The sequence below is a fragment of the Peribacillus sp. NPDC096622 genome, assembly GCF_044762665.1.
Lineage (GTDB): Bacteria > Bacillota > Bacilli > Bacillales > DSM-1321 > Peribacillus > Peribacillus frigoritolerans_B.
Genome location: NZ_JBIWES010000007.1, coordinates 1 through 12738, shown reverse-complemented (window position 1 = coordinate 12738; position 12738 = coordinate 1). Strand labels below are relative to the sequence as shown.

General features: G+C 33.2%; 11 protein-coding genes and 1 pseudogene. 3 read left to right on the top strand and 9 right to left on the bottom strand.

Annotation, left to right across the window (positions count from 1 at the left end; genetic code table 11):
* Positions 1 to 7 precede the first annotated feature (7 nt).
* The 9 genes from ACIQYG_RS14090 to ACIQYG_RS14050 all read right to left on the bottom strand — a co-directional run bounded on the left by ACIQYG_RS14090 (position 8) and on the right by ACIQYG_RS14050 (position 8504).
* A complete protein-coding gene (locus ACIQYG_RS14090) occupies positions 8 to 1255 on the bottom strand; it encodes a M16 family metallopeptidase (RefSeq protein WP_402838959.1) in 1248 nt (415 codons plus the stop codon).
* Positions 1252 to 2526 (bottom strand): MFS transporter, encoded by a 1275-nt coding sequence (locus ACIQYG_RS14085; protein ID WP_402838958.1) that lies wholly within the window; start codon positions 2524 to 2526, stop codon positions 1252 to 1254. The genes ACIQYG_RS14090 and ACIQYG_RS14085 overlap by 4 nt, the downstream gene beginning before the upstream one ends.
* Positions 2527 to 2596: 70 nt before the next feature.
* Complete coding sequence (locus ACIQYG_RS14080) at positions 2597 to 3757, bottom strand: aKG-HExxH-type peptide beta-hydroxylase (protein ID WP_402838957.1); 1161 nt, start codon at positions 3755 to 3757, stop codon at positions 2597 to 2599.
* Positions 3744 to 4586, bottom strand: a complete 843-nt coding sequence (locus tag ACIQYG_RS14075; protein WP_402838956.1) for a multinuclear nonheme iron-dependent oxidase — start codon at positions 4584 to 4586, stop codon at positions 3744 to 3746. Before ACIQYG_RS14075 ends, ACIQYG_RS14080 begins: the two co-directional genes overlap by 14 nt.
* Positions 4576 to 6348, bottom strand: a complete 1773-nt coding sequence (gene asnB / locus ACIQYG_RS14070) for an asparagine synthase (glutamine-hydrolyzing) (protein WP_402838954.1) — start codon at positions 6346 to 6348, stop codon at positions 4576 to 4578. Before asnB ends, ACIQYG_RS14075 begins: the two co-directional genes overlap by 11 nt.
* Before the next feature lie 99 nt (positions 6349 to 6447).
* Complete coding sequence (locus tag ACIQYG_RS14065) at positions 6448 to 6612, bottom strand: hypothetical protein (RefSeq protein WP_214809412.1); 165 nt, start codon at positions 6610 to 6612, stop codon at positions 6448 to 6450.
* 21 nt (positions 6613 to 6633) lie between these two features.
* Positions 6634 to 6798, bottom strand: coding sequence for a hypothetical protein (locus ACIQYG_RS14060; RefSeq protein WP_402838952.1), 165 nt, complete (start codon positions 6796 to 6798; stop codon positions 6634 to 6636).
* 85 nt (positions 6799 to 6883) lie between these two features.
* Entirely contained in the window at positions 6884 to 7702 is an 819-nt protein-coding gene (locus ACIQYG_RS14055) for a hypothetical protein (protein ID WP_402838950.1), read from the bottom strand.
* Entirely contained in the window at positions 7686 to 8504 is an 819-nt protein-coding gene (locus ACIQYG_RS14050) for a hypothetical protein (protein ID WP_402838948.1), read from the bottom strand. The genes ACIQYG_RS14055 and ACIQYG_RS14050 overlap by 17 nt, the downstream gene beginning before the upstream one ends.
* A 1119-nt stretch (positions 8505 to 9623) precedes the next feature.
* Between ACIQYG_RS14050 and ACIQYG_RS14045 the strand changes: the two genes are divergently transcribed.
* From ACIQYG_RS14045 to ACIQYG_RS14035, 3 genes and pseudogenes are all read left to right on the top strand, one after another.
* The gene (locus ACIQYG_RS14045) at positions 9624 to 10169 is read left to right on the top strand and encodes a DUF1697 domain-containing protein (protein ID WP_402838947.1); all 546 of its coding nucleotides are present in this window, start codon (positions 9624 to 9626) and stop codon (positions 10167 to 10169) included.
* A 535-nt stretch (positions 10170 to 10704) separates the two neighbouring features.
* Positions 10705 to 11548 (top strand): annotated as a pseudogene (locus ACIQYG_RS14040) (AraC family transcriptional regulator).
* A 316-nt stretch (positions 11549 to 11864) separates the two neighbouring features.
* Complete coding sequence (locus ACIQYG_RS14035; protein WP_402838945.1) at positions 11865 to 12482, top strand: NUDIX hydrolase; 618 nt, start codon at positions 11865 to 11867, stop codon at positions 12480 to 12482.
* Positions 12483 to 12738 lie beyond the last annotated feature (256 nt).

Sequence of the window (12738 nt, the reverse complement as noted above, 5' to 3'; positions counted from 1 at the left end):
ATTCTCCTTATCTCTCCCCTAAAGTATAAATAGAATAACCTTGTAAAACTTGCGCTACATCTTGTATATCCTGTGATTTTATACGATCCATGCAATCTATCATTTCATTCATGGTCCTAACTTGCCCGCTAACGATCCCATTTTGATGAAAATCAATTAGGCTAATTGGGGAATCTTGAGATAATTTATAACTATTTATCAAAGTTTTTATAGTGGCTCCTAGTTCTTTTTTTGTAAAATCCCCTTCTTTTATCGACTTGATTTCATCAAATATTTTTCTAAGTACCATTTCTTCTGAAGGGGGATCAATTGCCGTTTGTATGAATAGAAGACCATTTATTGCATCCAGTATGCTTATGATCGAATAAGCTGCATTGAGCCCATTTCTTACATTCATAAATAACCTTGAGTGTGGGAATCCACCTAAAAGCCGATTAAACACCACCAATGCAGGGTAATTTTTGTTTTTAAACGTTAATCCCCCTGTACTTAAACATGTCGTAATTATCGCATGTTTAAACTGATATTTTTCGGAATTATAGGTTTTTATATTGCTTTGCACGGGGCTTGGAGGAATAAGTGTTTGGACTGTTTTATCGGTTTCCATTTGAAAGTAGCTACATAATTGTTCCAAAACATCTTCTTCATTAAAGTCTCCAATTACATACATATGTATGGAGGATGTTTGAAGTATCCTTTGGTAGAGAGTAGCCAAGTTTATCTCATTCCACTCATCTATTTCATCAATGGATCCTATCTCATCAATGGACAAGTTTTGTGATTTTCTTTGTAAATATAAAAGGCTCTTTTTATAAGAATAATTATACGCATTAAAAATCTCATTATGGATTCTTCGAACATGAAGCTTTTTTTCAATTTCAACTGATTGCTTCGTTATTAATGGTTTGGTTATTAAATCATGCAAAATATTTAATATTTCCGGATTGATTATTTTGTGACTTTGGTTGTAAAACTTAAGTGACAGACATAAAACCTGTTTATTGCCTTTTTTATCAATTGAGACTCCTATTTTTGCTCCGTACTCTTTATCAAGTTTTGATTGGATGATAAGATTGTTTCTGAATAGTTCACTTCCATGCAGTAAAATATAAGGTAGTAATGCAGCACCAGTCGCCACTTTCTCATCAAGATCCAAATAGATCCTGACTGCGATTGTAGTTTGAAAATACTTTTTCGAAGGCAAAAGATGAAAGTTGAAATTTCTATAGTTTTTTGTTAAAAAATCATTGCTCATGTTAATTCCAAGCTTTTGTTCTTTTTATTGTTATAAATGGATCTTATGAAGAAATAGGTTAAAATTAGGCTTATAACCACAAAGGGTAGAGAAGTAGCTATTAGTAATTTTTCCACAATTATGAAATGAGATAAATAAGGTAAAAGCCCAGTTAACATGATAAATAGAATTCCATCTAATGCATCCGCAATAGAAATTACCTTCCCTCTAATGTTATTTGGTGTAGATTGAAGTTCAACATTTAATAAATTGGAAGGCAGAAACATTGCTATCCATATAAATAAATATAATATCGGACCTAATATAAAGGGTGACAGAGCAATACCCATACTACTGAACGATAAAATTACTAAAGGTAATACATATCCATATTTAGTTATTTTCAAAGATAGATATCTTTCCCTCCAAGGAACAGCTAAATAATTCCCTATCAACATACCTAGAGCTGCAATGAATCGATAAACACCATAATATTTCTCACCGTCTTGAATAGTGGAATTTAGTAAGGGAACTAACAAAACATCGGTGATACTTAGACATCCCCAAATCAAAAAAGATCCGAAAATAAGATTTTTTAGAACCATGTGATTTTTTATATATTTGATACTAGTTATTAATCCACTTTCTTTAGAGCTTGTACTTTCCTGGCTAACCTCCACAAGAGAAGAATCATTATCTAGATTTGCAGTGGGGAGCTTAGTCCAAGTTATTATTCCAGCAATGAAAAATGTAATTGCATTAAAAATCAGCAAACCGGTTACAGTGTCATTTAATAATCCGAACGCGGCAATTGCTGAACCGATTACTCTAGCTATACTTGCTAAGATCCCTATTAGCCCGTTAGCTAAGCCTAACTGATCTTTATTCACTAGAGATGGGATACTTGAGGAAAGGGCTGGGTGATAAGGTATCTCGATAATGCCAATTAGTAAGGTGATAATAAGAATGATGGTTGTACTATGAGAATTAAATGTCATTACACATGTTAAAAGTGCTAACAATATATTTATTATTGTTAAGGTAAAACGTCTGGAATATTTATCAACTATACTGCCGGCAATTGAAAAAAGTAAAAATTGCGGGGCGAAACGAATAATGAGAAATAGACCAAAGATGAATATCGATTGGGATAAAGTAAAAATGTATGCAGCAAGGGCGATTCCTTGTGCCATGTTACCAAGGGTGGAAAGTGACTCAGATAAGCATAAATAAGTAAACCTTTTTTCATTTAATAATGGTGTATATTTCTTAGAGTGATGAAATAAATGCAATAAGATACCCCCAACTAATTTGAATGCTAAAATGACCCTGAAAAAACTTTAAACTTTTTACCTTTTGGAACTATCCCATAACCAAATCATTCATGTCGCGTACAAGTGTTTCACCATCAGGCGACAATGAAGCATGGTCTTTAATCGTGGATAAACCGAGTTGTAACTCTTCCCTAATTCTATCTATTTCTCCATTTAATAATTCATCATTTTGAATGGACCGATTTTGTTTCAATAACTGATAAAAGCGTAATACTCTACAATGCACAAAACATCCATGGTAAATACCGTATAAAGGTCTTAATTCATCTCTCCATGGTGACCTATAAATAGGCTTCATATCATTGAAAATATGGGGCCTCGCGCACATAAGCGTATTTAACCTACCATGGCTTGCCTCATGAATTAACCATTCAGCAACTTTAACTACAGGTCTTGTAACATGACAAGCAAAGATTATTCCATGTACTCGAAAATCAGAAAAGAAAGGTAGACCAGGTGGGTTAAAAAAAACAATGTTTTCTATATTCTTATCAATTTCGTCAAACATTTCCGGCCAAGTACATTTGATTAATTGCAACGCTTCTTCGAAAGTCTCCTTTATCTCTTCCGATACAATTTCAGTGATTCCCATATTCATACGCAATTCGGCAGAGGATGCAATGTTTACATATTCCTCAAACCAAAAAACTTCATTCGTAATGAATTGATTGTTTGATAGTTTGTTAAGATCTTGTCCATTCACTTTATACATTTCTTTTTCCACTTCAAAAGTAATGTGGTCATTTTCGCTTATTACCTTAATTTCTTTAGGATTTTGATTCTCTGTTTGACCTTGCATGAAAAAAAGATCCTTTGGTTTCACGCTAATTCTAAGCTCGAAATTTTCTAGCGTTGCATTTACTTTATATTTCAATTGTAAGAAGATGTGTAGAAAACCATTCCAAATCCAAGTTTGTTTTTCTATATCGTCCATTGAAGAAAAACTCTTATACTTTTCTATCCATAAGTAAACATAAGGCTTGTTAAGAACAATATCTCTTTCTACTGCATTACAATTCCTGAATATCTTGATTGCATCCCCCAACCATTTTAGATTTTCAGCTTTATTTAAATGAAAGATTAACTCTAAAGCTTTAATATTTCTAAGAGAAAGTAATTGTTTATGAACATCGCTATTAATATCTAAACTAGCCGGAGTCAATAAGTTTTTAAAATCAATTGTTTTCATTATTTATCCTCCATTTACTGCTTTGAAATCTTTTAGATACTTCTCTCACCGTATTGCAATAGTCTTCCATTTTTGTATTTTTCCCCAACTCAACAGTTATACCCCGAACATCAGGGAACATTTCTAAACAAATGACTAATTGATTCCAGCTTTGTTCAAAAGAAATCTGCCCTTTTTTGGATACTCCACTAGCTCCAATATGGATCTCAGCAATAAGAGCTCCCTTTAAAAGGCTTAATAAATCCTCAAAAGATTTGTTAAATGCTTTAGCAGTTGCCCATGTATGAGGAATATCGAGAATTATTGGAATATCGGCTTCGATGGAAATTGATTTCAATAATTTATAGTCCTCTAAAACATCCACTCCTCCCCAATCATGATATCGAGGTCCTAATTCAATAACAAATGGTATTCCATATGTTTCTTGATAACTCTTAATTCTTTTTATAACTCTATTCTTTAGGTCGTCATCTTTAATTGGAGCAAAAATATAACCAAATTGAAGCCCATTTGTCGTTCCTAATATTGAAAGGTGTTCACCTATCCAATGGGCTTTAATGTCTTTGGCTTGTTGAAAGACATCTTTTATTAGATCTTTTGTCGGTTCATGTAGATCGGCCAATGGCAGTGTGCTGCAATGAGCAATTTTTTCGAAATTTGAGGGCACATTTTGAATATTGGATGGGAGGTGTACCTCAATATAGTGGCATAAGGGATCTAACTCGCTGTTTATAAATCTTAAATACTCCGGAGAGTCTATCCAGGCAACCCCTATCCCTAATTTTTTCCCTAATATTGCTTCTTTTTTCAAAAGTGTTTCAGTTTTCATAATAAACCTCCTGACGCTTCATAATCGGCACTTTTATTTTATGTATATCACACCATAGTGCAAAGCTATATAAATACCAAAATGAACTTCCAAAATCATATAAATGGGCAGAGGGATTCTTGCCTAAAAGACTTGAACTATCATTCAGGAACTTATCTAATTCTTTAAAATTGATTAAGTCTTTCAACTGGCTTGTTTTTAAAAAGTCATAAGCAACTCTTCCTAGTTCACCATGTTTCATCCATATAAAAACAGGATGAGGAAATCCGCACTTCGGTCTTTTTTGTATCTCAATAGGTATTCTGTTTTTACTTAAACCACGGAAAAGACTTTTTTCCTTATCGGGTGGTAACGACAAGGCTGCATTTAAAAAATCTTGATCTAACAATGGCACCCTACACTCCACTGAAGAATTCATTGTCCCTAAATCCACTCTCGGTAACGCATCAGCTTCTAAATGATAAAAACCAAAGTTACGGATGGCATCTCCTAAACTTTCTCCATTAGTCATAAAACTTTCTATTTTATGTTTTCGGTCTTGAAAACATGTATCGCTAATATTATTCCAGACATCATCATCAATCATTAATAAATTTTTTGTTGTCGCTGATTTCATCCAATGGTCGAATTGTTCCATTGAATCCGAATGCAGCCAATCATAGCTCCCGAATATTTCATCGCTGCCTGTACCTGTAATAACAACCTTTAGACCTCTTTTTTCTGCGGCTTTACCTAAAGCATAATAAGCTACTATGGTTGGATCCATGGATAGTCCATCTTGGTTAGATAACGCTTGGGGCAATAATTTAATAAACTCTTTTTCTGATAGAATCACTTCATTTAATGGTACATTCAAAAATTCACAGACATACTTACTAAATGGCACTTCAGAATATGAGAAATCACCTGTTTTTTCATACCTTAGAGTAAATGCTTCTACATTGATCCCTTGAGATACTAATTCAGATAAAACTGTACTTGAATCAACTCCTCCAGATAGGAACATGCCCAATTTTTGATTCGGTTCCATTACACTAGTTATCGCTTGAGTAAAAAGAGTTTCTAAATCTCTAGGTTTATTTTTTTCATAAGCATTCGCCAACTTATGTGAGACGATCTCTTTATCTAAACTTAATTCGAGAGTTTCGCCTGGTGAGACTTTTTTTATAGAAGTGATCAAAGTCTTTGGTTCAAGTAATGTGTCTCGATACATTAGATATTCATAAAAATTTTCTTCTGTTATTTGGCAATCTTCATGTAAACTTTTCAAAGTGTTTAGAAGTGCAGGGAATTCAGAACCATAGATATATTCCCCATTTTTAGTTTTTGCCCAATAAAGAGGCTTGATTCCTGGAAAATCACGTGCTAAATAAAGTTTTTCAGTATGAGTATCAAATGCTGCAATGGAATACATCCCTCTTAATTTTTGTAACCCTTCGTTCCCGAACTTTTCAAACAGCTCTGCAACTACTTCCGTATCACATTCTGTTTTCCAAGAACAATCTAACTCAATCCGCAACTGCTGAAAATTATTTAATTCTCCATTAAACGTTACGATCCATCTCCCAGAAGAACTTAAGAATGGTTGATTGGCTTCTTCATTAGAATCTCTAATCGATAATCTAACAGTCCCCATAGATATATTTTCTAATTCCATAATGCTGCAATTATCAGGTCCTCGATGCTTCATTTCATCTAAACAATTCTTCACATAAAAAGGTTTGTTATTTACCCTTCCAAAAAACCCAGATATACCGCACATTTTATACCTCCAAATTGACCATAATAATAAATAAAACCAATACATGGATATGGTATAACGCACCAAAAATAATAAATTTAAATACTAGTTAATTACTCTTTAATTATCAACACGTGGTCCAAGAAGCTGGCCTAAAACGGCATCCGTTAAGCTACCGTTTGGATTAGCTTCCAGAAAACCTGGAGCAACAAGTTCTTGCAACTCATTTAATGAAAGTTCTTTATTATCGGAATTTAGTTCGGTATTCTTTTTTATTTTTTCCATATGATTTTCCCCTCCTTAAAATTAATTATCAACACGTGGTCCAAGAAGCTGGCCTAAAACGGCATCCGTTAAGCTACCGTTTGGATTAGCTTCCAGAAAACCTGGAGCAACAAGCTCTTGCAACTCATTTAATGAAAGTTCTTTTTTATCTGCATTTAAATCTAGGTTTTTATTTGATTTATCCATATATGTTCCTCCTTCCCCACTATGTATTAAAATTTATTATTGGTTTGGTGCGCTATATCATATCCATGTACTAAACTAATTAATGCTAGTGTTTATGTGTAATAAGCTGTTCATCTATATCTAAAGCGTTAGAACAAAGTATTCTGAGTTTTAAAGCAGAAGAAATTATATTTCTTTCAGAATCATTAAGATTATCTGTTGTATATCCTTCCTCGAAAGAAGATAAAAGGTTAAAGTAATCTACATTTATTCTATAAGTCTTTTTTAATGGTGAAATGATATAAAAAGATTCGCGTGGTAATAATGTATGTAATTCGTCGCTGCCCTCAATTACGCTTAATACATCATAATTTGTTTTGATAATTGTAGCTGAAGTGTTTTTATAAAGCGTCCCCTCAATTAAGGATGTATTTTTGCTTGGTAATTTATAAGAAGCTTTGAATATGGCATATTCTAATTCGAAAAGTTCCACTAGTTTTAACGGAAGCATTTCTTTTTGCGATCTAAGAAAGTAAATAAAAGCAGTAGCTTTTTCTATTCCTTTGCCATAGCCTAGGGGGTGAGGAATGCTGAACTCGATGTTCCATAAAAAAGGAGATGAAAAGAATTCGTTAAATAAACTTGTTTCTATTAATTCATTATCATTAGAGGTATTTAATTCATCGCTTAATAAGGGGATGCCATTAGAGAATATGGTTGTTAAATGGGATAGAATTTGTAACCATCTTCCTTTTCTTTCTGAATAAAATGCAAGTAAATTTACTTGAAGCAGTTCTTCTTTGCCTATTTTTTTTATTGTTTGTTGGAATTTCCCCCCCTTGATATCTGGACTCCACTTAGGATCAATGCTCATTTTCACAAGCAAATCCTGTAAGGCTATCTCATGCTTAATTGAAGTACTCATGTTTAGGCACGGCTCCCTTTACATTCATTAGTTTTTTTACATCCGAAGTAATTTGTGCATCACTAGACAGTCTGTCGGTCATTAATATCAGTGAAGACTCTTCACATTTCAAAAAATCCAATATACCCCATATTTCATCATCCACTCTTTCACAAGCACATGGAATAAAGGCGTCTCCAGCCTTTCTAACAGCGCTTAACCAAAACATTGAGATTAAAGGATTATCTTTTAGAAACCCAATAATTTCTTTTTTATACTCCGTTCCCCAGTTTTTATAGTCAGACAATACACAGCCTAAATCAATTGATAAAGGAATATGTAAATCACTCAATTCAGTAATTATATTTTTATAAAATAAGTGGGGGGATAGTGATAATTGTCTAATCGGATGTAAATAAATCGGGATATCATATTTTTTTTTAAAATCGGAAATCCATGATTGTAAATCCTGGATTGATTTTTGATTTTGATACTGGAACCCACCCGGATCCATGAATGAATTATTGATCCCCCATGTTCCAATCTTCAAAATTATTTTTCCAATTTTTAATTCCGTTATTAAGCTGACGTAATCTTTTGTTAAATTTGAATGTTTGTTTGTATATGGTATTGCTAACGTGGTCTCGATATTAAATTGGGAATAGATCATTTTAGAAGCATTTTTAGTTCTATCAGAAAATATGTTACTGAATACAACAGAGTCTATTGGAAATCCTCCAATAAGTTTGCCCTGAACTAGAGCACTATCTGAATCTTCAATATGCACGATTCTTTTAAATATATTTTCCGCCCCCATTTTCAAAAAATTTACTTTTAATATAGATGATGATATTACAATTAAATGGTAAAATCTATATATTTTTGTAAAATGAGGAATTTGGAGTGGTAGCTTATTACACGCTCACAGGAGGAAATATATTCTAATTTGCAGATAGGGGTACCGCCGCATGCCCATCAAGCTAACAATAACGAGTTACCCCAAAACGATAAAAACGGTAAAATGCACAAAATTTTCGTTCTGGGGGTATTATGATAGCTTACCTTGATTGGCATGTGGTGCTAGGGCCCTTTTGCGTTTATTGAATAGCAGATTCTTTAGTTCAGGAATATACATATGAGATAAACTTCACCTACATTGATGTTTAGTTGCAAATATTTTATTTCAGAAACTTTCCCATTTGGTTTAACTCCCAAAGGTTCACCTCAACACGCCCCCAAACCTTAAAAGGTATGGGGGTTTTGTGTGAATATTATTCGGTTCGCCGGGGAGATTAAATACTGACCTTTCATAAAGCACACCCTTGCATCAGCCGTAAAAAGTTGGTGCAGGGGCATTCCTGCGTTATGGCTGACTTCAACAGATTGTTTCATTTAGAAATATTGCCCAAATAAATATAGGAGGGTTTAAGGATGAGATTAGTTTATGCTCTTATAGGTGTTGGTATATTTACGATTCTTTATTTTTCATTAAGGTTTATTATAGAGATAATCTTTGGGGTGGATTTTTAACCAAGAACATCCCAAACAGCACAATATTTTCCGTTCTGTCATAGCGTTTCTCCCTTAATAAGCGTCAGTAATCTGTTTATGGGGTCCCCAACATTTCGCGGAAAACATACGGTAAGACATTTTTTGGAATGAAAAAGCAGGCTTTTTATAAGCTAAGGATATTTTTCACCATAAACCCTCGTTTTTGGTGATTTATCCATAACTAATGAATTAAATGGCTTTTTTAATTTTGTTCAACAATCGGGCCATTTAATTGAGTAAGGCTGCTAAACAATAGTGGATAATTATGTTAATTATCAGTGTGAGAGAATGGTAAGAAATGTACTTAGACTAAAGAAGCAGATTAGTATGACAAGTATAATCACCAAGAATATAATGGATTTATATGTAAAAAGTTGAAAGGAGGATGGTTATGGTTTATATAGCTCTTCTTCGGGGGATTAATGTAGGTGGAAAAAATAAAATTGACATGAAGTTGCTTATACAAACGTTTGAACAAGTCGGGATGAATGATGTGGTGACATACATCAATACAGGTAATATTATTTTTTCATACAAAGGCCTAACAAAAACTGAACTATCACGTATTTTGGAAGAAGCGATACATAATGATTTCGGATTACAAATTAAAGTAGTAGTTCGTAGTGTCGATGATGTCAGAGGAATCATTAATGCTATTCCTGACACATGGAAAAATGACAAGGACATGACAAGTGATGTCATGTTTTTATGGGATGAAATTGATGATGAATCTGTACTTGAGAATCTGGTTATTAAACCAAATATTGACACGGTTAAATATGTCGCCGGTGCGATCCTATGGTCGGTTGACAAGAAAAATATAACCAAAAGTGGAAAGTCAAGGATCGTTGGATCAAAGATATACAAACAAGTTACGGTAAGAAATGTCAACACTGCTCGTAAGATATATGAACTGATGCAAGCTCAAAACAGTTAGTTCTCCCGATGATAATTTTACAATTGATTTTTTTTATCGTTTTGATCAGAGAAGTAAATGGACCACTTTGGTTTAAAAAACGAATTTATTATCAACCGAGAGTAGAAAAAGATAAAGTGGAATGGAAAAAATAACAGCATGGTCTCAATTAATAATCACACCTTAAATTTAAACGAAGGAAACACTTACGGATATTAGTTTTTCTTAGCAAAGTAATGTGTATGTGAAACTATCTACTTAAAGTAATGGGTGCGATTGTTTAACAGAGTACCGCCTCTTCTTATTGAATTAAAGGGCAATTTAATGGAGCAAGTGGATTCTGAAGTTCTTCTACATAAGGGCCATTTTCTTGAATAAGCGATTGCATGATTGATAGTAATTTGAAATAATTGGTATTAAGTAATAGGGCAGGATTATCGAATAACAATGAATTACTTGAAAAGCAAAATTTTAACAATGGACCTACTTTTTTAGGCATGAAATGTCGGGCAAATAATATCTAATCTGTATTAAAGTAATTGACAGGGAGTAAACCATGGATTGGCTAGAAAGAATGAATAATGCATTGGACTACATTGAAAACAGTCTGGATGAGGAAATAGACTACAAAGAAATTGCAAAAGTAGCTAATTGCTCTGAGTTTCATTTTTCAAGATGTTTTCTTCAATTTCTGGTGTATCACTTTCAGAATATATTAGACGAAGGCGATTAACACTTGCAGCATTTGAGATACAAAAAGGTGATATTCGAATCATCGATGTGGCAATTGAATACGGTTATGTTCTTCTGATACTTATTCACGTGCTTTTCAAAAAATGCACGGAATAACCCCCACCAATGCTCGTAATAAAGGAGTATAGTTAAAAGCCTTTCCAAGAATTTTCTTTCTAATTTCTATTAAAGGAGATACCGAGATGGAGTACAGAATTGAAGACGTTGATTTTGAAATAAGGATTGTAGGAAAAAGCAATCTAGTAAAAACAAGTAGAGCATTTAAAACAATCCCTACGCTCTGGAATACTGCAAAAAAAGAAGGATTTATGCAAGAACTAAAAGATATGTCATGGGAAAATCCAAAATGTACGCTTGAAAGCCTTTTGGGGGTTTGTGGAAAAGAAGCAGCCATAACAGATGAAGAGTTTTCCTACTTTATGGGTGTAAGATACGATGGGGAATCACCATCAGATATGGAAACGCTTATTATTCCTGCAAGTACATGGGCAGTTTTTCCGAATATAGTAGATGCATGGAAACGTTTATATTCTGAGTGGGTCCCCACATCTGAGTATGAACTTGCAAATTTGCCGTGTATAGAATGTTATTATGGTCCGAAGCATAAACCAAGACATGAACTTTGGGTTCCTGTTATCCCTAAGTAAAATACATACTCCATAATAGGGGGCTTTTTCATTAAAATTGAGTGGGCTTTTTTCGTTACTCCATTAAAGCGCCCGATTGTTGAAAATCTTCTATTAATATCTTTTTTTTAACTGAGAAATTGAGTGGGCTTTTTAAAATCGAAATTTCCTTAATGTTGTAAATCGGCATTTCCCTGACGCTACCCCTTATAGAACTAACAGGTGCTTTAGCTTAAGATCGGAGCTGTCTTTAAGGCGGCTTTTTCTTATGGAACTATCGGGGCAGGTTAGTTCCATAAGAATTGTAAATCAACTAAAAGAAAAGGTGAAGATAATAATGAGAGAAGAACTTAAAATTTTTGATGAGAATAGAAATGAAATAGGGATAGCTGATAGAAGTGAAGTACATAAAAAAGGGCATTGGCACGAAACATTCCATTGTTGGTTTGTCGATAAAAAGGATGGAATTGATTATATTTATTTTCAAAAAAGGAGTGATGAAAAAAAGGATTTCCCAACTCTCTTAGATATAACTGCTGCTGGGCATATAATGTCTAATGAAAGTGTTTCTGACGGTATAAGAGAGGTGAAAGAAGAATTAGGTATAGATGTTCAATTTGAAGAGTTAATATCATTAGGAGTTATTGAAGATTGTATAGTAACAAATAGCTTTATTGACAGAGAATTAGGAAATGTATATTTATATCATATGAAAGATACGGATGATTTCAATTTACAAAAAGAAGAAGTTTCTGGAATTGTAAAAACTGAGTTTAATAATTTTTCTGATTTGTGTCTAGGAAAACAGAATAAAATTATAGTGGAAGGATTTAAAATTAATGAACTTGGAAAAAAAATTGTTCTAAAAAAGAACGTAAGTTTAGACCAATTTGTTCCCCACCAAAAGTCATATTTAGAAAAAGTGGTAAAGTTAATTACTTACTACATAAGGTAAATTTATCATTTGAAAAACCTTGTTGGTTAGAGGTTTAATACATAAAATTAATAATTCTTAGAAAGATTGTGAAATATTCTTCTTAAACTAACAGGTGCGTTAGCTGAAGATCAGAGCTGTCTTTAAGGCAGCTTTTCTTTATGGAACTATCGGGGCAGGTTAGTTCAACAAGCGTAGTGTAGTCGAATGGTCAATGTTTCTAAAAAGATTAGTTATTGGTAAAATAAGTTAGGGTTTCAGAAGTAAAAGATCTAAC